The 20,951-nt window shown below is 45.2% G+C and carries 17 protein-coding genes; 3 read left to right on the top strand and 14 right to left on the bottom strand.

Annotation, left to right across the window (positions count from 1 at the left end):
• Positions 1 to 106: 106 nt before the first annotated feature.
• Genes ABEB05_RS14860 through serS form a run of 3 tightly spaced genes read right to left on the bottom strand, consistent with a single transcriptional unit; the run spans position 107 to position 3,092 of the window.
• Positions 107 to 964, bottom strand: a complete 858-nt coding sequence (locus ABEB05_RS14860; RefSeq protein WP_265791070.1) for a mechanosensitive ion channel family protein — start codon at positions 962 to 964, stop codon at positions 107 to 109.
• Between the two features lie 12 nt (positions 965 to 976).
• A complete protein-coding gene (locus ABEB05_RS14855) occupies positions 977 to 1,771 on the bottom strand; it encodes a DUF432 domain-containing protein (protein WP_265791071.1) in 795 nt (264 codons plus the stop codon).
• 49 nt (positions 1,772 to 1,820) lie between these two features.
• A complete protein-coding gene (serS, locus tag ABEB05_RS14850; RefSeq protein WP_265791072.1) occupies positions 1,821 to 3,092 on the bottom strand; it encodes a serine--tRNA ligase in 1,272 nt (423 codons plus the stop codon).
• Between the two features lie 203 nt (positions 3,093 to 3,295).
• On the opposite strand from serS, the gene ABEB05_RS14845 reads away from it, so the two are divergent.
• Together ABEB05_RS14845 and ABEB05_RS14840 are read left to right on the top strand one after the other, a co-directional pair.
• Positions 3,296 to 3,772, top strand: coding sequence for an Lrp/AsnC family transcriptional regulator (locus tag ABEB05_RS14845; RefSeq protein WP_265791073.1), 477 nt, complete (start codon positions 3,296 to 3,298; stop codon positions 3,770 to 3,772).
• 114 nt (positions 3,773 to 3,886) lie between these two features.
• The gene (locus ABEB05_RS14840) at positions 3,887 to 5,428 is read left to right on the top strand and encodes a hypothetical protein (protein WP_265791074.1); all 1,542 of its coding nucleotides are present in this window, start codon (positions 3,887 to 3,889) and stop codon (positions 5,426 to 5,428) included.
• Here ABEB05_RS14840 and rpoN read toward each other — a convergent pair.
• The 11 genes from rpoN to ABEB05_RS14785 all read right to left on the bottom strand — a co-directional run bounded on the left by rpoN (position 5,425) and on the right by ABEB05_RS14785 (position 18,999).
• The gene (gene rpoN, locus ABEB05_RS14835; protein ID WP_265791075.1) at positions 5,425 to 6,945 is read right to left on the bottom strand and encodes an RNA polymerase factor sigma-54; all 1,521 of its coding nucleotides are present in this window, start codon (positions 6,943 to 6,945) and stop codon (positions 5,425 to 5,427) included. The two genes, ABEB05_RS14840 and rpoN, sit on opposite strands and share 4 nt — an antisense overlap.
• Before the next feature lie 150 nt (positions 6,946 to 7,095).
• Complete coding sequence (dprA, locus tag ABEB05_RS14830) at positions 7,096 to 8,235, bottom strand: DNA-processing protein DprA (RefSeq protein WP_265791076.1); 1,140 nt, start codon at positions 8,233 to 8,235, stop codon at positions 7,096 to 7,098.
• The gene (gene obgE, locus ABEB05_RS14825; protein ID WP_265791077.1) at positions 8,198 to 9,220 is read right to left on the bottom strand and encodes a GTPase ObgE; all 1,023 of its coding nucleotides are present in this window, start codon (positions 9,218 to 9,220) and stop codon (positions 8,198 to 8,200) included. The genes dprA and obgE overlap by 38 nt, the downstream gene beginning before the upstream one ends.
• A 1-nt stretch (position 9,221) precedes the next feature.
• Positions 9,222 to 11,408, bottom strand: a complete 2,187-nt coding sequence (locus ABEB05_RS14820) for a S9 family peptidase (RefSeq protein ID WP_265791078.1) — start codon at positions 11,406 to 11,408, stop codon at positions 9,222 to 9,224.
• A gap of 65 nt (positions 11,409 to 11,473) precedes the next feature.
• Positions 11,474 to 12,325, bottom strand: a complete 852-nt coding sequence (gene accD, locus ABEB05_RS14815) for an acetyl-CoA carboxylase, carboxyltransferase subunit beta (protein WP_265791079.1) — start codon at positions 12,323 to 12,325, stop codon at positions 11,474 to 11,476.
• A gap of 257 nt (positions 12,326 to 12,582) precedes the next feature.
• Positions 12,583 to 13,311 carry a DUF3307 domain-containing protein gene (locus ABEB05_RS14810; protein WP_265791080.1) on the bottom strand — a complete coding sequence of 243 codons (729 nt, stop codon included), beginning with the start codon at positions 13,309 to 13,311 and terminating at the stop codon, positions 12,583 to 12,585.
• Positions 13,304 to 13,966, bottom strand: coding sequence for a hypothetical protein (locus tag ABEB05_RS14805; RefSeq protein WP_265791081.1), 663 nt, complete (start codon positions 13,964 to 13,966; stop codon positions 13,304 to 13,306). Before ABEB05_RS14805 ends, ABEB05_RS14810 begins: the two co-directional genes overlap by 8 nt.
• A gap of 142 nt (positions 13,967 to 14,108) precedes the next feature.
• Positions 14,109 to 14,762 carry a tRNA (adenosine(37)-N6)-threonylcarbamoyltransferase complex dimerization subunit type 1 TsaB gene (tsaB, locus tag ABEB05_RS14800; protein ID WP_265791082.1) on the bottom strand — a complete coding sequence of 218 codons (654 nt, stop codon included), beginning with the start codon at positions 14,760 to 14,762 and terminating at the stop codon, positions 14,109 to 14,111.
• Positions 14,763 to 14,806: 44 nt separating this feature from the next.
• Positions 14,807 to 16,780, bottom strand: a complete 1,974-nt coding sequence (locus ABEB05_RS14795) for a DUF3857 domain-containing protein (protein WP_265791083.1) — start codon at positions 16,778 to 16,780, stop codon at positions 14,807 to 14,809.
• 92 nt (positions 16,781 to 16,872) lie between these two features.
• On the bottom strand, positions 16,873 to 17,565 hold the full coding sequence (locus ABEB05_RS14790) for a GDSL-type esterase/lipase family protein (protein WP_265791084.1): 693 nt from the start codon (positions 17,563 to 17,565) through the stop codon (positions 16,873 to 16,875).
• 138 nt (positions 17,566 to 17,703) lie between these two features.
• A complete protein-coding gene (locus tag ABEB05_RS14785) occupies positions 17,704 to 18,999 on the bottom strand; it encodes a dihydroorotase (RefSeq protein WP_265791085.1) in 1,296 nt (431 codons plus the stop codon).
• Positions 19,000 to 19,435: 436 nt separating this feature from the next.
• On the opposite strand from ABEB05_RS14785, the gene xseA reads away from it, so the two are divergent.
• The gene (xseA, locus tag ABEB05_RS14780; RefSeq protein WP_265791086.1) at positions 19,436 to 20,626 is read left to right on the top strand and encodes an exodeoxyribonuclease VII large subunit; all 1,191 of its coding nucleotides are present in this window, start codon (positions 19,436 to 19,438) and stop codon (positions 20,624 to 20,626) included.
• Positions 20,627 to 20,951: the final 325 nt, after the last annotated feature.

Below are 20,951 nucleotides of genomic sequence, written 5' to 3'. Positions count from 1 at the left end.
CGTATATTTTCTGGGGAAGCTTAGTAATTATAGGTCTTGCTATTTTGGGCATCTACTTCATTTACCAATTGATAGCGAATTTTAGCAATCGCAGATCATCTTACTATTAATCAGCTTCTTCCTGTTGAACTACTGAGTTTATAATTTCAATAGGCATCGCTTCCGTATCCTGACCGGCATAAAGAGATACATGAGGAAAAGGAATCTCAATACTTTCTTCATCAAATTTCTTTTTGATCTCTTCCTGAATGGTGTTCTTAAGGAAAATCCATTCATTAACCGGGGCCCAGATCCGAAAATCCAGGTCAATAGAAGAAGTACCAAAGGCCTCAAAGATGATTTGAGGTTCGGGTTCACTAAGAGAATACTTATTTTTCTCAGCCACCTCCATTAAAATTTCCCGAACTTTTCCCACATCTTCTTTATACGCCACCGAAACCTTGGCATTAAACCGCCGGATGGGAAAACGAGTTAAGTTAATGACTTCCGTTTTGATAATAGTTTCATTGGGAATTCGTACGAACATATTGTCAAAAGTGCGGAGTTTAACCGAAAGCACATCAATAGACATTACAATACCAATTGTACCGTTCACATTGATGATATCATCGACTTTAAAGGGTTGTTCAGCAATCAGGAAAAGTCCACTGATAATATTGGATACGCTGGTTTGTGAGGCGAAACCAAGAGCCACTCCAACAATCCCGGCACCAGCCAGCAGTGGAGCCAGGCTAATACCCAGCTGCCCCATTACCATTACAATCATAATAACCAAACCGGTATAGAACACTACTTTTCCTGCAAGCATCCCATAGTGGGACGCGTATTTCTTAGTGAAGAAAGAACGGGCCCAATTCCGCAGCAGCAATAAGACCGGGAAGGAAATCGCAATGATCAGTAAAACTCTTACGGCTTGAAAAACCGTTTCCTCAGATATGTAGTTATATATATTAAACAAATCCATAATAAGTAATTGTTATCGTCCTAAAATATCAGTGTCTTCAAAAAGGCGTTGAAAAGTACGGGTAGCTAAACTCTTGTGTATCTGCTTTCTGGGTTTGGATATCTGCATATCCTTGGTGATTCCTTTGGGTAGCTTCCCTGTCATTATAATATCACTATGTTGCTCCTCCCCATGATATGTAATCTCGGTTTCATCCGCCCACAATACACCATTTGTATCCTTATAAATTCCCAGTCGTTCCACTCTAAAGCAGAAGCTCTCGAAGGTTAACTCTTCTGCAGAGCGGTTAGAAATAGTAATGGGACAACTTAGCAGGTAATCTTCCGGTGTCGTTTTTGATAGGTCACGACGAGCCTTTGTGGTCACATGGTAGCACAACTCCCCTTCAATGGGGGTACCGAACCATGTTTTGGAAAGTTTCGTAGCTGGCAGCTCTATCAGGCTATATTCGTTTTTTGCTATAGAAATGGAAATCCATAACGGAACCCGGCTGTATATCTGTATAGTCGTATATGGACTCACTTTAAGAGAATATTCGGATTGCACAATAAGGGGAAGATCAGCAAATGCAGGTAAAATCTGCACCTCATTGCCTCCACTCTTATGGGCCCATCGCTGCCAATCAGTCTTTTCCGGTGGGGCGGAAGGATCCACCTTTCCTTCTACTTCTTCATCATAACAATACGCAATCCATATCTCTTCATTTCGGTATAGCATCCATAAATTAAGTGCACCCACATCCACAAAGTAGGGTTCTTTATCACCCAGGGGATGCGTTCCCCATATGCTGTTCTTTACCTCGCTCATCTGTATGAAATCTTTTTATAAAATTAATTAAGAATGTATTTACAATGCTCTAATTGATAACATCGGTACCCATAAAAGGCTGAAGTACTTCAGGAACTTTAATACTTCCGTCTTCCTGCTGATAAATTTCCAATATCGCTGCTACTATGCGGGGCAGGGCCAACCCGGAACCATTAAGCGTATGTAAGATTTCTGTTTCTCCCTCGTCATTGCGATATCGAAGCATCATCCGTCTTGCCTGAAACCCTCCGAAATTAGAACAGGAACTCACTTCCAGCCAACGTTCTTGAGCAGGACTCCATACCTCAAGATCATATTTTTTGGTTTGGGTAAAGCCCATGTCACCCGTACACATTAACAAAGTTCGGTATGGAATCTTCAGCTCTTCTAAAAGGGATTCAGCATAGGCACGCAAACTCTCCAGCTCATCGTATGCCGCATCCGGATGCACTAACTTGACCAATTCCACCTTATCAAATTGATGCAGGCGGTTTAGTCCTCGTACATCTTTACCATAGGAACCCGCTTCGCGGCGCCAACAAGGCGTATAAGCCGCATAATAAATGGGAAGATCATCATTATCCAGAATTTCATCGCGATGGAAGTTCGTCACCGGTACCTCAGCCGTAGGTATGGCAAAAAATTCATCTCTTGGAATCTCATACATCATATCTTCCTTATCGGGAATCTGTCCCGTTCCCCGGGCCGAATCCTCATTGACAAAGTACGGTACCTGTAGTTCCGTATATCCCTCATCCGTTGCCTTATTAAGAAAATAATTTATTAACGCACGCTGAAGTTTAGCTACGGGACCAATATAAAACGGGAATCCGGCTCCTGTGACCTTTGCCCCTCTCTCAAAGTCGATCCACCCCTGTTCTTCCACCAATACCCAATGCGGTTTCAGATTCTCATCTTTTAATGGCTCACCCCAGGTCTTAAAGACCTCATTTTCGTCTTCCGAATGCCCGACCGGAACTGATTCATGCGGGACATTGGGTATGCGTAACAATAAATCAGTACGCTCTTCTTTAAGGGAATTCAATTGTACTTCTTTCTCCTTAATCTTTTCTTTGAGCTTGCTTGTATAGGCAATGATTTCCTGGGCTTCTTCTTTATTGCCCTTACCCATCAGCTCACCGATCTTCTGTGCCTTGGTATTACTTTCACTCCTCAGATCATCGGTTTCTTTAACAAGCGCACGCCACGATTCATCAACCTCCAACAGTTGATCAACAATCTCAGGTTGATCTTCGCCCTTGTTCTTCATTCCTTCTTTTACGCGCTTGGTATTATTGCGAATATAGGTGACGTCTAACATTTGTTTTAGTTACATTTTCTTGTATTATAATTTTGCTAAAGATAAAAGAGTTTTCACAAACCTTTGAATCTTAATTTTGCTTCTTTAAAATACTGTTTCACTACTATTGGCATCAGCTGAAATTAACTGTGCTTGACCTCCTTAATATTTAAGCTTATTTTTAATAAATCATAGAAAATTTAGGCAATTAAAAAGGAGGCTATATGGGTAAAGGACTGGATGAAACCGATCTAACTATTTTAAAACATCTTCAAAAAGAAGGACGAGCACAGCGAAATCAACTTGCTGAAATTGTCCATTTATCCGTACCATCGGTTTCAGAACGCATGCGCAAGCTTGAAGAAAAGGAACTTATCACGGAATATCGAGCAATTTTAGATGCCAAACGCTTTAAATTTGATATCACGGCCTTCGTTTTTGTAGAAGTTGATGGCTCTGAAAATTATCCCCGGTTTATCGAGCAAATACAGCAAGAACCGGAAGTGCTCGAGTGTCATTCAATTACCGGAGATGGCTCCCACATCCTAAAGATCAGGACGGAAAATACCGACTCTTTTGAAAAGCTTCTTTCCCGTATTCAATCCTGGGATGGTGTAAGTAAAAGCAGGTCTAATGTGGTATTGAGTAGTTTTAAAGAAACAACTGAACTCCCTATTGAAAAAACGATAGATCCAAAATAACCTTAGTTATTGCCGTTGACCTTTAAATGTATCTGGTCTTTTTTTACAGAAACCTTTGTAAAACCTCCAAAAATTGGCTTGTCACTGCGAGCCTGCGAAGCAATCTCCCGATCAATGCTGGTAAAAAGAGATCGCCACACTTCGTTCGCGATGACAGAATGGTTTTTCAAAGGGCTCTTTACGATCATCATCTTGCTTTTCTTTGCCGGCTCCATTCATGCTCAACGAAATTTTGGCGTAGTATGGGAATTGCCAGAAAGCGAACAGCAGGCTCTTGATCAGCTAAGTACTTTCCAGGAAACAGGCATTACCATTCTGGAATTAAATGAACAACCATCTGATCGCCTTTGGGAAACGATCAACCAATATAATTTTGAGATCTATGCCTCACTTGGAATCTCCTTTCCCACCCCCCTTTCTCTTGCACGTACAGATTCGGCTACTGCTGCGGCCTTAATCCAAAAAGCAAAGGCTTTTCTGTCCCAGCCTTCGGTAGAAAAACTTAAACTTTTTCAATTCGGAGCTATTGAACAGTCTGCATTTAATACAGCGGCTTCCTCTTTTTTCGCCTCTTTTAATAATCTCGATAATATAGATACATATTATACCGACCACCAAATAACAGATACGCATCCACCAGCCGATTTCCTTATTTATGACATTCGTCTGCATTCAACAGATCTGGATTCCCTAACTATTCCACGATCCGAATTCATTGGTGGATATCAATACAGTCCGGACCCGAAACTTCAGGGATTTCTCACTCCTCTTAAGAGAATCATTGAACAAACTTCACACTCACCCGGCAAGCCTCTTTTATTTAGGAGTTCACAGCTCCTCTCTACAATCGAAAATAACCCCCAATTAGGGAATACCCTGCGTGCTTTTGCTTCGACCCCCAACGCGATCTTTCCGGTTCCTGAAGAATCACTTCCTAGCTCCCGAAAACCCATTCTTCCCACAATAGTGCTTTTACTGGTTTGGGGGTCACTTGCCATGCACTATAATATGAGTCCGCTCTATCGAAAATCACTGTTCCGCTATTTCTTCGGTCACTCCTTCTTTGTGAATGACATATTCAGGCGTCATATCCGTACTTCGGTGCCAGCCATGCTCATCCTGTTACAGCATGCTCTGCTTGCCGGCGCTGTATTGTATACTCTTTCAACTTATTTATGGTCCCCGCTGGGTCTGCAGAGTCTCGCATATCATTATCCCATGCTCGAGATAATTATCAGCGGTAATGAGTATATTCTTCTTCTGGTATTTTCAGGCATATTCTTGATGCTCTCTCTTATAGCAATATTCTGGCTGTATCTTAGCAACAAATATCTTCGATCACTAACCCAGGTCACTACTCTTTTGGCTTGGCCTTTCCATCTTAACTTTCTTATCGGGACGTTTGCTATAGCCGTTTATGTATCTTGGGGCAGTATATATGCCATCACTGCAGCCACTATTTTACTACTATTTGTATTTTTTTGCTCCTTTATAGTCGCTGCTATAGACCTCTCCCGGGCGGTAGTAACCAATAAATTGCGTTATCTGAGTTTAACGGTGGGACTTTATCTCCTCCTTATTACAGCATTAACTGTCTGGATGGTAGGATTCAACAGCTCCGTGTGGGAAGTTATTTACCTAAGCCTGAAACTTTAAACAATTTGTTTACGAAGTCGTGCGACCGGAATATTTAGCTTCTCGCGATATTTACTCACAGTTCTTCGAGCAATTTTATATCCCTTTTCCTTGAGTTGATCCGCGATGGCCTGGTCACTCAGCGGTTTTTTCTTATCTTCATTATCCACGATTTCCTGTACTGCATTTTTAACCTCCCTGCTGGAAACTTCCTCTCCGCTCTGTGTTTCCAGTCCCTCGCTGAAAAAGTACTTAAGCTCGAATACTCCAAAATGTGTCTGAACATATTTACCGTTAACTACCCGGGAAATGGTGGAGATATCCAAATTCACGCGATCAGCAATATCCTTAAGAATCATCGGTTTCAATCCCTCCCCATGCTTAAAAAAGTCCTCCTGAAGGGCTACGATCGTCTGCATGGTATTCATCAGCGTATTCTGCCGCTGACGTATAGAATCGATAAACCACTGAGCAGATTCTATCTTATCTTTAATAAAAGATTTGGTCTCTTTAGTCTGCTTACTCTTATCCTTTTTCTTTTTCAGGTCTTCCCACATATCCTTATAGCGGGGTGAAATTCTAAGAGGTGGCACATTTCCATTATTTAGTGAAATGACAAAATCACCGGCCTCTTCCTCATTTCCATTGGAATTTTCCGCAGGCTGATAATATACTTCAAAATCGGGTTCAATATAGTTTTGCGTATCATCGACCGCATTACCTCCGCCGCCGGGCTTTGGATCCAGCCCCTTAATACAGTCAAAAGCAGCTTTTAACTCCTCATCATCGATCTGAAGTTTTTTCTTGAGCTTCCGGAAATGCTTCTTTTCAAAAAGGTCCCAATGATCTTCGAGCATAGCGATCGCATCATTCCGGCCCTCGACATCTTCATTCATCATCCTAAGCTGAACCAGCAGGCAATCCCGTAGATCGCGCGAGGCGATGCCCGGGGGATCGAGCCGTTGAATTTGTTTACGGACTTTCTCAACCTCTTCCTTGTTGGTCAATGTTCCCTCATTGAAAGCAATATTATCAACAACGGCCTCTATTTCTCTTCTGAAATACCCGTCATGATCAAGAGAACCAAGTATTTGGTTGGCAATCAACTGTTGTTCTTCATTTAAATCCAGAAGGCCAACCTGCTGCTCCAGCTTTTCCAAGAAAGATTCATGATAAGGATCCGGCAAATCCCTCCAGTCTTCATTGCCCCCATATCCGGAACCGCCGGAATAGTTATTGCCGTCGTACTCGGTGTTGTGCATAAATTCATCCCAGTCGATCTCTTCATTCTGATCAACCGGCTCGAGTTCTTCATCCCGGGCGACTTCTTCCTCTTCCCACTCCGGTTGTTCCAGTTCATCTACGGAATCAGATTGCTCACCTTCCTCCAGAACCGGATTGGTCTCCAACTCTTCCTTTATCCGCTGCTCCAAAGCAATAGTAGGGAGCTGCAACAGCTTGATATACTGTATCTGTTGCGGCGACAGACGCTGCTGTTGCGTCTGTTTCTGGTTCATCTGTTGACCGGTCTTAAGCATATACTACGTTTTTTCCATCCTGTAAACAGGATAAAATAGATTCTTTAATCTGTAACGAGATGATAGTGTCAATAGTACCGACTCAAGATACTATTTCTAAAACTGAATCGAAACGCCAACGCTTTAAAGAATAGTAATAAAATATAGAAATTATAAAAGCTCAAAATTTTTACCCGCAGACTGACGTACACAGTGCTGCATCTCCAATTCAAGTAGTTTAGGTAACAATTTATGTGCTGTAGTATCCAGCTGTTCAGCTAAATAATCTATATGCATCGGTTCTTCTTCCAGTGCCTCACAAATATTTGTAGACAATTCATCCAGATCAAGGGAAGCCCACTTACGGGAGGCCGACCCGGCAGAGCGATCTTTTTTTTCAGATTGCGTTATATGAACCTCAATCTCTTCTAAAACATCTTCTATATTTTGAACCAGCTTGCCCATCCCGCGCTGTATCAGGCTGTGGCAACCGATAGAATTGGGAGATCCAATGGCGTGAGGTACGACAAAAACTTCCCGGTTCTGATCCAGTGCCAATTTAGCAGTAATCATGCTGCCTCCATCAATGCCCGAAGCTACCACCAGTGTACCCAAACTCAATCCGCTGACAATGCGATTACGCACCGGGAAATTACCGGCATCCGGAGGTGCCCCAAGGGGAAATTCCGTGATAACAGCACCACCCGTATCAACAATATCGGCTACCAGTTTCCTGTGTTGCTGCGGATATATGATATCCAGGCCCGATCCCAACACTGCTACTGTACATCCATTTTCCGATACAGCTGCCCGATGAGCCGCCCCGTCTACACCCAATGCCAATCCACTAATTACAGTTAGGCCATTATGAACCAATTCCCGGCTAAAATACTTTGCAGTTTCCAATCCATACTTTCCGGCCTTGCGCGTACCTACAACGGCCACACTCTCATTTTGCAGGGCCTTCCTGCTCCCTTTAATCCATAGCATCAGCGGCGGATCGAATATTTCGCGCAGCAGTGTAGGATAGTCCTCATCCCATAAAGTCATGATCTCTGATCCAAGGCGCTGCGTCTTATCCATGATCCGGTCGACTTTACCCCAGCTGTCAAAGGTAATAATCTCCTCAGCGGTCTTGGGACCTATTCCATAAACGGATTCAATATTCTGCCGATCCAGTTGAAAAATTTCGCGCGGATGATCCACAAATTGCAACAGGCTTCGAATACGCTGCGCACCCAAGTTGGAAATTAAATGAAGGGCTATAAGCTCTCTAACCGGAGCTTTCTGTATCTTCTTTAGACTTTTCAACGGCTTGTATCTGCTCCCAGATGATTTCTTTCAGTTCATCTATATGGTAGTTAGTTGCGGAGGAAATTTCAACTACCGGGATGTCCAGATCTAATTTTTTTTCTTTATCCAGCTCAAAGTTTTCCTGCAGATCCATCTTGGTAATAGCCAGTATACGCGGTTTATCCAGCAGGTCGGAGCGATAGGCCCGAAGCTCGTCCAGCAATGCCTCGTACTCATATTCGATATCCTGCTGAGAGCTTACCATAAAAAGAAGAACATTATTACGCTCAATATGCCTCAGGAACTGAATGCCCAAGCCCCGCCCTTCGTGGGCCTCTTCAATAATTCCGGGAATATCGGCCATTACAAACGTTCGATAATCGGGCATCGTAACAACACCCAAATTAGGCTGTAGCGTGGTAAAAGGATAGGAATCGATTTTGGGTTTGGCTCCTGAAATAGCCGACAGCAACGTACTTTTACCTGCGTTTGGGAAACCAACGAGTCCAACATCAGCGATGAGTTTCAGCTCGATCTCTATAGCTCGCTGCTCTCCCTCTTCTCCATCCTGGGCATGACGCGGGGTCTGATTGGTTGAACTGCGAAAATGCCAGTTTCCGAGTCCACCTTTACCGCCTTCCGCTACTACAATTTCCTGCTCGTGGTCGGTGATTTCCCCCAGACGTTCTTTGGTATCCGCATCATATACCACGCAGCCCAGTGGAGCTTCCAGGATTTCATCTTCACCATCCTTACCCTTGCGTTTACTGGATTCGCCGCGATTGCCGTCCTTGGCATTCACATATTTCCGATAACGAAGATCCAGAAGCGTATTCAACTGCTCATTGCCCCGGAGAATAACATCGCCCCCGGCGCCACCGTCGCCTCCATCTGGCCCCCCATGGGGTACATACTTCTCCCGGCGGAAATGAACCGCACCGGCTCCTCCATGACCTCCCTTAACATAAACTTTTGCATAATCGGCAAATTGAACTCGGCCCATACTATAAGTTTTCTAAAATATAATCAGTCAGCATTCTATAAAGATGTTCACGAGTATTTCCGCCATAAATACCATGATTGCGGTTCGGATAAAACATGGTTTCGAACTGTACATTAGCTGACACAAGGCGATCAATCATTTCAACGGTATTTTGAAAATGCACATTATCATCACCTGTGCCATGCACCAGCAAATAATTACCGGTAATCTGATTTGCGTAGGTTAGCGGTGAACCCTTGCTGTACCCTTCAGGATTTTGCTCAGGAGTCTGCATAAAGCGCTCGGTATAAATCGTATCGTAATACTTCCAGCTCGTTACCGGCGCAACCGCAATGGCCGTACTAAAAATATCATTTCCCTGTGCCAGGGCCAATGTAGACATATATCCACCATAGCTCCAGCCCCAGATTCCAACTCTATTCTCATCAATAAAATCATACTCTTCTGTCAGGTATTTAGCAGCATCAATCTGGTCTTCCACCTCATACTGCCCCAGCTTCTTGTAAATCTGCTTTTCAAAATCACGTCCCCGGGCACCGGTTCCGCGATTATCCACACTCACAATAATATAGCCCTGCGAAGCCAGGTAACGATGCCACAACGGTCGCTGAGAGGTAGAAAAGTTCTTCTGTACCGTCTGGCTTCCAGGACCTCCATACACATAAAAAAGAACCGGGTATTCTTTGGAAGCATCAAAATTATGGGGCTTTATCATATAGCCATTGAGTGTCGCCTGTGGCAGAGGGATTTTGATAAATTCTTTTCCCGGAAAATCATATTCGGCAAGGGTATCACTCAGTTCATCATTATCCTCCAACACGCGCACCTGAGCTCCATTAATCTTGTGCAGAGTGTATTGCGGCGGAGTACCCGAGGAGGATGAGGTATTGATATAGTATTTAAAGTCACGGCTCATGTTGATACTATGCCATCCCTCGCTATCCGTCATTTTTCGCTTATCGCTTCCATCGCGCTTTATACTGTAGAGATGGCGTTCAAGTGGCGATTCCTCAGTGCTCACAAAATAAAATCGATCGGTTTGCTCATTATAACCAAGATAATTCGTTACCTCCCAGTCCCCTTGAGTAACCTGACGAATCAATTCTCCATCAAGGTTGTACAGGTAAATATGATTATAGCCGGATTCTTCACTGGTATAGACAAACTCTTCGCCATTTTTTAAAAAAATCAGATCGTCATGCACATCAATCCAGGCATCACTTTCTTCTGTTTTTATAATCTCGGTATCGCCGGTATTTGCATTAGCAAGCATCAAGTCCTGCTTATTTTGCAGTCTGTTCATGCGACGAATGGCCAGTGTCTCGGGATCTTTCGTCCAATTGATGCGGGGGATATACTGATCATTTTCTGAACCTATATCCATCCATACGGTATTATCCTCATCCAAATCATAAACTCCAATTTTGACCACCGAATTTTCCTCACCGGCTTTCGGATACTTAAAGCGTGTGAGTCCAGGGTACAATTCTCCCCATTCGGTCATAAAAAATTCTTTCACATCAGACTCATCAAAACGATAAAAGGCAATCTTTTCCCCATCCGGAGACCAGCTCCAGGCTTTTGCAAAACCAAATTCTTCTTCGTATACCCAGTCGGCCGCGCCATTAATAATCTTATTAAATTCACCGTCGGTTGTGATAGCTGTTTCCTCACCGGTAGACAGGTTTACCCAATAGAGATTATTTTCCTGTACAAAAGCAGCCTTTTCCCCTGACGGAGAAAGCTGGGCATACTGCTGTTTTTGGTCCGATTGGGTCAGCTTTTGTGTTCGACCGGTTTCAAAATCATAAATGAAATAATTTTCACGGGTACTGCGCCGCCAGATCGATTCGACATCGGTTTTGATAAGTACCTTGCTTTCATCCGCAGAAAACTGGTAATCCTGTATAATGATCGGCTTATCACGTCCCGGTACTTTTAAGTCCGAAGTAGACATCAACACTTCATAATCCCCAGTGGTAATATCATATTTTCGAATCTCAATATCACCGTTGACACGCTTCAAAGTACTGTAATACCGGCCATCCTGCATCCAGTTTACATTTTGGATACTTTCCGCTCTAAAGGTGTTATCGAATATATGGTTGAATTGGACTTCCTGGGTCTGGGCTGAGAGAGGCTGCAGAATCCAACCAAAAATTATGGCTAATAAAAGTAGTTTCTTCATAGATCGCGCATGTTAGCATTCAAGTTTCCCAAAGCCAAGTAACAAATCTAAAGAGCTCTCCTCAGCTACTCTTCAAATTTGTGGAGTAAAATATTCAATAGCTTGGTCATTTCGTCCTTCATTTGATTACGGGGGGTAATAAAATCAAGAAACCCATGTTCCAACAGATACTCGGATCGCTGAAATCCTTCCGGCAGATCGCGACCGATAGTCTGTCGTATCACACGGGGGCCTGCAAAACCGATCAGAGCTTCCGGTTCGGCAATATTAAAATCGCCCAGCATCGCAAAACTGGCAGTCACTCCACCGGTAGTGGGATTCGTCATTACGGAAATATAGGGAACGCCCGACTCCTCGAGTTGTGCCAGTTTGGCCGAAGTTTTGGCCATTTGCATCAGGCTCAGCACACTTTCCATCATTCGGGCACCACCAGATTGTGATATGATGATCAACGGTTTTTCGTGTTCGCGGGCGTGATCGATGGCCATGCCTATACGTTCACCGACAACCGATCCCATACTGCCACCGATGAAACTAAAATCCATGCAGGTAATTACAACATCCAAGTCATTCATCTTACCCACGCCAACACGTACGGCATCAGTAAGTCCGGTCTTTTCCTGGTACTCTTCCAATCGATCGCTGTATTTCTTACGGTCTTCAAACTCCAGTGGATCAGTTGGTACAATATCCTGGCCGATTTCTTCAAACTCACCGTCATCAAAAAGAAAGGAGAAATATTCTTCACTGCCGATACGAAAGTGATAACCGCTAAGGGGATCTACCCAGAGATTATCCTCCAGCTCGCGGCGGTGAACCGTTTCACCGGTCTTGGGGACTTTAATCCAGACCCCTTCCGGCATTTCTTTACGTTCATCCGTTTGGATATTTTTATCTTTTCTTTTAAACCAGGCCATGATCACTTTTTTAGTTTAAATGGAACCCAAAAATAATGATTCTCTGCCGAAGCTAAAATCTTTTTATTGGTCTGCTACATTTCTCGATATAAATGCCCCCATGAATGATTCAAGGGCATTATCATCTATAAAAAACTCTTTGGTAGATGTTATAACGGATTTTTTTCTTCTATAATATGTCGTGCTGAACTTATTTTACTTCAGAATTCGATTTATGAATTACAGACAGGGACTAATTCAAAGGATCTGATAGTTTTTTAGACAGAAGCCGCAAAAAAGCGTACTCCCATTCCAATTAAAATAGCGATGGTAAAGCTTAAAAGTGTTCCAAGAAGGATGTATTCCGTTGTCAGGCGCTGCTTCTCATCGTCCCGGAATCGCAGAATAGACTTCGCTGCAATTAGAAGACCAATAGCGGCATACTCTCCAACGAGTATAAACAGAAAAATAAGCAAGCGCTCCAAATATCCAATCCAGGCCCCGGCATTGGGCAATTCATCTGCCCGGTCTCCCACAACTTCTGCCCACCTGCCGCTTACAAACTGTATAAAGATACTACTTGGCCGAAACAGCAGTAACAAGCCTGCTCCATACACCGCCCATATGCCCCATTGTTCAGGGTCAATCACCTCATCTAATCCTCCGGGCACCTCCGTTAGTAATATAGCAATAGTAACAATTACCGCTATATGGGCAAGCTGATCTACAATAAAAGCCGTAGTTGTTTTCTGTTTATCTACCTGAACTTTGATGGCATCTACCAGCCAGTGAGTGAACGCCGTTCCTATGCCCACCAACAACCAGCTTTGCCATTGTGCTGCAAATAGATAGGCCAGAAAGCCCGCAATCAGTGCGTGCAGCGCAAGCTGTGGAGATTTCCACCTTTTTCGACGCTTTTGCCGCAACATATATTTGCTCTGAAGAAAAAAATCGGCCAGTAGATGCGCCATTAATAATTGAAAAAATAGTTGCAAAAAATTACTCATAATACCATTTGATTAGATTCTCATAGCGTTCAAGCATTTGGCGTAAACCCTTCCAATGAGTAGCCTGACTGTGTTGATTGACGGCTGATTGGGAAATGCCAAATTCCTCAGCTATCTCTCGTTCTTTCAGTCCCTTTAGTTTCTTATAAACAATTCTTGCCGCCGACAGCGACCACTGCTCTATGATCCATTCATACAGATACAGTTCAGTAGAAAGTTCTGCATTCAGCTGCTCCTGATCAGAAAATATCCCCGTGCCCAGTCCTTTTTCGGTAATCGTATCCAGGCATCTGCCCGAGCGTACAAAAGGGGGAGTATTCGTAATATCATTCAACTCAACAGATTCCACCTTACCTAAACCAATGGCCGTTCTGATATCAAAAACGGTAGATTTTCCACGTCTGGAGACCATATCTTGAGGCATAATCTGACGTACTGCTGTTTTCAGTCTAAAAGCAATCTCAAGAGCACGTGCAGGATAATCGGTCACCAGCTGTGCGCTGTCGCCCCGATACAGTTCGTAATGGCGCACAAGCTCCTCTTCCTGCAAATCCGACAGTTCTGCCTGCAATACCTCCATCAGCTGATCAAAATCACCCGACGATAATTTGGTAGAATCTACCACATCCGTTGTCAATACAGCTATTGCAGGCATTTTTAACAAGCTCTTATTATAAGCCAAATAACTTATTACAATAAAGTATAAGCTGTATAGCTTATCAAATATCAATTTGATGTTTAGAATCTACGGTCTATCTCCTCCCATACGGAAGAAGAACTATATTTCATACTGCTAATTACTGAACCTGACTCGAAGTGTAATAAGACGGGTCAAAAGATTCCGGATCGACCTGCTTAAAAAAGTTTTCGGCCTCTGCTTCATACAGATCTATAAGAGATCGGGCGGTAATAGCGTGACTATCCAAGAGCGTTGCCTTGTCCCGGACCTCAGCATCCAGCCGTTTTAAGCCGGTACCCACCACGATATCCCCGGCTTCTATCATTTTTTCAACATTATCTATAGGTCTCACTTCGGTTTGGTCGTACGTGCGAAGCGCTCCCTGTTCCCACTGAAATTTCTGATGATACAGATGCTGCCGACGCGCATCTATCACGCTGTGGATGGTCCCAACGACTTCCCTTTCAGTTGCGGCCTGCATGGCATAAGAAGCCAGAGTATCCACCGCATAGAGCGGCACTTGTGTCTGGAAGAGCAGCCCTTTTACCGCGCTGGCGCTAATTCGCAAGCCGGTATAAGATCCCGGTCCTTTACTGACCAGCACCCCCTCCAGCTCCGGTATTTTCAAACCGTGCTCCTCCATCAACTCTTCAATAAAAAGAAACAGCAGCTCTGAATGGGAGCCCCGCTTATTCGTTCTTTTTTCAATCTGCTTTCCTTCCCGGTCGCGGAAAGCAACAGAGCATACATTTGTTGCTGTTTCAATGGACAAGAGCATGATTTGGTTGAAGGTTAAAAGTATAGAGGTTGTATGTTTTATTGTTCGATCAGCCAGTGACTGTTGCTGAGTTCTACCCAGCGATTATACAGCTGGTAGAGTGGGTCAAACTGGTCTACAGTAAAATTCTGCCGGCTAATGTTAATAGCATAATCATAATTAAGCAGATTATTTTCCATATCATAGGATTCCTCAAAAGAAGCCCCCGGGAACTCCAGCGTACGGCTTTGTACGCCTTCCCCCATGCTTGCTCCTTGCGGCAGTGCAATAGAATAGGATACTTTCAGGCGTTCCGGGGCATCAAGCGTAACAGGAAGCGTACGGTTGGTATCCCCGAAAGGGTTCTCCCTGCGATAGCCCACCACCATGGGAGGAAATTCAAGTCCGTTGCTAAAGCTGGTTGCATAGTTGGGAATTTCAAAACGGGCCCTCAGTTCAACAGGTGCACCAGGAACTTCACTATTGTTAAGCGCTGCATCGGTTACCTGCAATTGGGAATACCCATCGAATAAAACCTGCCTCAGAATATCCGCTTCCGAGTTTCCATTGGCCTTCTGCTGGCGAATCAGGCGGGCGGGATACCCCTGCTGCCCGCTTACCACCTCTCCACTGAGCGTTCCATTGGCTGCCAGCTGCGCATTTATTTCAATCTCAATATCAAATAAGCTCTCATCCGTCTGCATGGACACCCACTCAAAGGATTTTTTACGCAACAATAGTCCCTCCCCGTTATTAATTTCCGTAGGGATGAGATTGGGATGACTGTAAGGAAATCCGGCATCCATAATATATTCCTCGCCATTGATATTACTGTAAACAGCCAGCGCATTAAACTGATAAAAAGAGGGAAACTCCCGGTTTATTTCTCCAGAAGAGCGTGTAGATGTCAACAGTGGGTAAGCTTCAATGCCTGCTCCCCGCAGCATGGCCAGCAGCGTCTGATTAATAGCTGCCTGATCAGCCGCCTCTCCTGCAAGTACCGCCGAATCAGGAGTGGTACTGTGAGGGACATAGTTTCCTGAAAAATTAACCCGTTCATTCAGATAGTGATAAATACTGTCCTGCACCACACCGGGACCATTCGCAGAAATCGACTGCGCGATAGAATCTCCTTTTTCCCGAGCTAAATCATACTGTTCAATCTGCGACCACGGGTTAATATTGCGGCGCAGCTGGGCCACAACCACTTCCCAGCCGGTATCCAGCGGCTGCCTCGGAAGACCAAAAGCATTAAGCAGAAACTTTATCTTGCCCCTATAGTTATCCAGTGAAGTGGTGAATGCTTCCTCCTCTACCGCAGGAATATCCGTAGCTATCCAGCGCTCCGTTACAACCGGATCGGGCTGCGGAATCGTAAAAATCTTAGGCACCGAACTCGTATCAGTATAGGAAAAGCTATGGTCTACTTCTCCGTCGTAGTTTTCCACGACGCTCTCATAGCGAAGATAACGCGGATAGGTAATAGTGGCCTTGGCATTCAGGGTTGGCACCCGGTGCGAGAAATGAAAATCCGGGAGCTCTTCAATATAGCGGCGGTGGATCACATAGCGATACTCCAGCACGGCCCCATCCTCTACCGCCGGCATCTGAAACTCCTTGATATTATACCGGCTGTTGATATTAATGGTGCGTATATCTTCTTCACGGAGGGGCACCTGTTCACCAGAAGGCAGGTAGGTCGTACCGCTTATTTCCACCAGCTGTTCCATATCATTGTCAAAGTAGTAAGGCACAGCCACCACCGAGGCTTCCGGATGATCCCCATCAAAGACCTTCAGGCGTACATGTTGTGCAATAATAGCTGTAATACCTCCATCTGATTCCCAGAAGGATATATCCATCTCTTTATTGGTTACGGTATAGGGATAATCATCTGGATTTGACAGCGCAAAAAGCGAATCGGGAATAACGCCAAACTCCGCATCCTGGTAGGGTTGCGCCTGTACGTTTCCCAAGCTTAAGACAGGGACAAGACAAATAAGAGCAAAAAGTCGAAACAAGAAATCAGGCATGAATTATAATTTCAAACTAAATAACGCTCGACCCGGGGATTCATTCTGTTAAAAATATTCAAGAGTTACAGGATTTCTATATATCTATCATTCTACCGAGTAAAAAGTGCCTCAAGTTCGGGCGCCATGACTTGGTTCCAAACTGCATATCCCTCCTCATTCAGATGCAATTGATCCTCCACAAAAAGAGAGTCATCGGGCGTGCCGTCTTCGCCCAGCAGCGGCGTTGCCAGGTCCACATAGTACAGGTACTCCCGCTTCTCGTTATAAGCCTTCACCTGCTGGTTCACCTCTTTCATTGCAGGCCAATAGTCCCACCGGCTGCTGCTTGGCTTGATAGGCACATATACAAACTTTGCATCCGGGAAATCCTTATGAAACCGGTACGTCAGTGCTTTGTAATCACTTACAACTTCCGCTACTGACTTCTCGTTTGCAATATCATTATCCCCGGCATAAAAAACGACCAGGGCGGGGGCATATTTCCCAATGACTTCTTTATAGAAATATTGCACATCCGAAATCATAGAGCCGCCAAAGCCACGGTTGATCACCGGATAATCCGGGAACGCCTTATGTGTTTCCCAGAACCGGATGCTGGAGCTTCCCACAAACAGAATAGCCTCATCCGGGAAACTGTTTTTAGCATCCCAGTTTTCAAAGGCCTCAATCTCCTGGCGGAAGCGCTCCGGATCAAGTTCCCCATCCTGGGTTTGGGCCCATCCCATTGACGGGACTAAAAAAGCGAGTACAAGCAGGATTCTAAACAGGGTTTTAGCCGTCATAACAAAAATTAATATATAAGCTGTTTTGTTTTTTATTTCGGACCATGTAACAGTTTTAGAAGGCTTGTGAAGCTCAAGGTGTCATCCTGAAGTTAGTTCAGAATAACATAATAGAAGGTTTTGCAAAGCATCCTTATATCAAATCTCATTAACCACAAACTGTCCCTTATTGTAGATCGCCTCTGCCCGGCCGTTCATCTGCTGGTCCAGATAAGGAGAGTTCGCCGATTTTGACCGCACCTGTTGCTCGTCAAAGGTCCACTGCTCATCGATATTGAAAAGCGTCAGATTTGCTGTGGCTCCCTCCTTAATCTCAGGTACTGTCAGGTTTAAAATTTCACGGGGATTCTTAACAAACTTATCCAACAGCTCTTTCAATTCCAGCACGCCGGAATTCAACAACTGCCGCACACTTACACTCCAGGCCGTTTCCAGGCCGATGATGCCATTTGGTGCATAGATAAACTCCACTTCCTTCTCTTGAATAGCATGCGGTGCGTGATCGGTACAGATCGCATCAATGGTGCCGTCGGCCAGTCCCTCGATCATGGCATCCACATCTTCCTGTGTGCGCAGTGGCGGGTGCATCTTCACATTGGTATCAAAATCGCGGCGTTCAATCTCCTCATCAGTCAGGTCAAAGTGGTGGGGACACACCTCTGTTGTGACGTTAATGCCCTCGGCTTTGGCGCGGCGAACCAGGTCCACGGCCTTGGCCGTACTGATGTGTGCCACGTGAATATGTCCGCCGGTAAACTCCGCCAGCAAAATATCGCGGGCGATCATCGTCTCCTCCGCGATGCCCGGCGTACCGTCAATGCCCAGTCGTGCCGACACTCTTCCCTCGTGCATATGTCCCGGACGCGAAAGCTTCAGATCTTCTTCATGATTAATAACGGGCATCTCCAGCATGGAAGAATACTCCAGGGCCACCCGCATCAGCTGGGAATTATAGACCGGATCACCATCGTCACTAAAAGCCACGGCACCGCCCTCTTTCATATCGCCCATTTCGGCAATAGACTCTCCCTTTCGCTCCTTGGATACGCATCCGATCGGGTGCACTTCCACCGGCAGCTCGGCCGACTTCTTCTTAATATATTCCACCACATCGCGGGTATCGATAGCAGGATTGGTATTCGGCATGCAGGCTACCTCGGTAAATCCACCGAAAGCCGCAGCTTCACAGCCGGTTTCAATCGTTTCCTTATGTTCAAAGCCCGGTTCGCGCAGGTGCACATGCATATCCATCCAGCCGCCGGAGAGGTAATTGCCATCCGCATCGTGGACATCTTCCTGATCGTTACCTTCCAGTCCGGTTCCTATTTCGGTAATCTGGCCATCCGCAATGCGAATATCCACCGTTTCCGTGCCGTCGAAATCAGCGCCGACCGGCTTCACATTCCTGAGTAATAAATTAGGCGTGTAACTCATAAAAACTATCCGTTATTTTTGATGGTAAATATACAAAAGCCACAGATAAACACAGATTTTTTCATAACATACGACTTTAATAAATATTGGACTCTATCTATACCTCTTCTCCACTGCTTATTTCAAACCAAAATCGAGTCAAAAGCAATGATTCCTAACAGCTCGTTTTGGGTTCCGTTTTTGCGTCGTTCCAAAAATGGAACAAGGGGGAAAGTATAAGAATACCTCCTTACTAAAAGGGAAAGCCCTAATCAAAACAAAAGAAACACTCTTATCCAAGAGGCCAAAAACACACTTGGTATGATTCTGTATTTAAGTAGTTTCCTTCCTATTTTAGGTGAGAGGCTGGAATGGACCAAATAAACCGGTAAGAACCCGGGCCTTACACCCAAATTCTGAATACTGATCACTGTTAACTGTCAACTAAACACTGAAAATGTCACAATCGGATCTTTTTAGCACCTCTGCCCTCTCGGTCTCGGAACTTACCGAAGATATCAAAGCTGTACTGGAAGGCAACTTCCTGGATATCAAGGTGGAGGGAGAAGTCAGCAATGCCTCTACCAGCCGGGCAGGACACACCTACTTTACGCTCAAAGACGAAGACGCACAGCTCTCCTGCGTGATATGGAGTGGAATTAACCAGCGGCTGAATGTGGAACTGGCCGACGGGCAACAGATCATTGTCGGTGGCGATATCCAGGTCTATCCCCCGCATGGGAAATACCAGCTGATCGTGCGCTCTCTCGAGCAGGCTGGGAAAGGGGCTCTGCAGGAAGCCTTTGAGAAACTTAAAAAGCAGCTTAAAGAAGAGGGACTCTTTGAGGACACACACAAAAAAGCCCTGCCCAAGTTTCCCTTTGATATAGGTGTCATCACCTCTGCCACCGGGGCGGCCTTCCACGATATCCGCGACACCCTGGCCCGGCGCTGGCCCCTAGCTACAGTACACCTCCATCACGCCAGCGTTCAGGGCGTCAATGCGGCACCCCAGCTGGTCAAGGCCATCAACCATTTTTCTCAGGAACAGAAGGTAGATCTGCTTATTGTGGGACGCGGAGGCGGCTCGCTGGAAGATCTCTGGCCCTTTAATGAAGAAGCGGTGGCCCGCGCCCTATTCGACTGTAAGGTGCCGACCATCAGTGCGGTTGGACATGAGGTGGATTTCAGTATCTCCGATTTTGTGGCCGATGCCCGCGCCGCGACCCCTACCCAGGCAGCCATCATTGCCGCGCCCGATATCAATGAGGTGCGCATGTACACCGATGATCTTTCCAACCGTCTCCACCAGTCTGTTGAGGATCGTATCGCGAACCAAAAGGATCGGGTAAAACAGCTGATGCAATCCCATGCCCTGCAGGCTGTACAGCAGAAAGTCAGCCGCCTGAACGAACGCATCAGCGGATTGACCGACCGGCTGCACCACCGCCGGGAGATGCTGTTTATGCGTAAGAAAGAAAAGCTCAGCGACCTCCATCACCGGCTGGAAGTGCAGAATCCCAATGCCGCCCTGGAACAGGGTTACAGCCGCATCCGCCAGGATAATGAGTGGATCAAATCAGCAGAGGCTTTTGACAGCGAGAAATCCGCTACCATCGAATGGAAGGATGGGGAGGTTGAGGTTTAAAGTTGCAGGTTGAAGGTTAAATAGTTAGTTGCAGGGTGCTGGATGCCCGATTCCGGATGACAGATACCGGATGCTGGATCCCTGGCAAGTTTAAAACTTGTGCCAGTCAAATCGAGGCAGATAATTACAGGCGTTGGTTTCAGTATAATGCATCCGAAATAGACCACGGACGACCAATACCTGCTATCCAATTTCTGAAATCCGCTATCTGCTAACCAACCTCCGGTATCCTGTAACTTAAAACTTTCTACTCAATACTTAACACTTCATCACCCTTTTCAATCCACTCAACCTTTAATATCTCTTTTTATAATCCCCATACATC

The organism is Fodinibius salicampi (genome assembly GCF_039545095.1).
Lineage (GTDB): Bacteria > Bacteroidota > Rhodothermia > Balneolales > Balneolaceae > Fodinibius > Fodinibius salicampi.
Note: the sequence above shows the minus strand (reverse complement) of the source record. Positions and strands in the feature narration are given on the sequence as shown.

Bases quoted from the DNA above. Each gene is read 5' to 3' on its own strand.
- ABEB05_RS14790 (WP_265791084.1), bottom strand. From the start codon at position 17,565: ATGACGGCTAAAACCCTGTTTAGAATCCTGCTTGTACTCGCTTTTTTA.
- serS (WP_265791072.1), bottom strand. From the start codon at position 3,092: ATGTTAGACGTCACCTATATTCGCAATAATACCAAGCGCGTAAAAGAA.
- rpoN (WP_265791075.1), bottom strand. From the start codon at position 6,945: ATGCTTAAGACCGGTCAACAGATGAACCAGAAACAGACGCAACAGCAG.
- ABEB05_RS14785 (WP_265791085.1), bottom strand. From the start codon at position 18,999: ATGAGTTACACGCCTAATTTATTACTCAGGAATGTGAAGCCGGTCGGC.
- ABEB05_RS14805 (WP_265791081.1), bottom strand. From the start codon at position 13,966: ATGCCTGCAATAGCTGTATTGACAACGGATGTGGTAGATTCTACCAAA.
- obgE (WP_265791077.1), bottom strand. From the start codon at position 9,220: ATGGGCCGAGTTCAATTTGCCGATTATGCAAAAGTTTATGTTAAGGGA.
- ABEB05_RS14795 (WP_265791083.1), bottom strand. From the start codon at position 16,780: ATGCCTGATTTCTTGTTTCGACTTTTTGCTCTTATTTGTCTTGTCCCT.
- ABEB05_RS14840 (WP_265791074.1), top strand. From the start codon at position 3,887: ATGCTGGTAAAAAGAGATCGCCACACTTCGTTCGCGATGACAGAATGG.
- ABEB05_RS14860 (WP_265791070.1), bottom strand. From the start codon at position 964: ATGGATTTGTTTAATATATATAACTACATATCTGAGGAAACGGTTTTT.
- ABEB05_RS14855 (WP_265791071.1), bottom strand. From the start codon at position 1,771: ATGAGCGAGGTAAAGAACAGCATATGGGGAACGCATCCCCTGGGTGAT.
- xseA (WP_265791086.1), top strand. From the start codon at position 19,436: ATGTCACAATCGGATCTTTTTAGCACCTCTGCCCTCTCGGTCTCGGAA.
- accD (WP_265791079.1), bottom strand. From the start codon at position 12,325: ATGGCCTGGTTTAAAAGAAAAGATAAAAATATCCAAACGGATGAACGT.
- ABEB05_RS14810 (WP_265791080.1), bottom strand. From the start codon at position 13,311: ATGAGTAATTTTTTGCAACTATTTTTTCAATTATTAATGGCGCATCTA.
- ABEB05_RS14820 (WP_265791078.1), bottom strand. From the start codon at position 11,408: ATGAAGAAACTACTTTTATTAGCCATAATTTTTGGTTGGATTCTGCAG.
- ABEB05_RS14845 (WP_265791073.1), top strand. From the start codon at position 3,296: ATGGGTAAAGGACTGGATGAAACCGATCTAACTATTTTAAAACATCTT.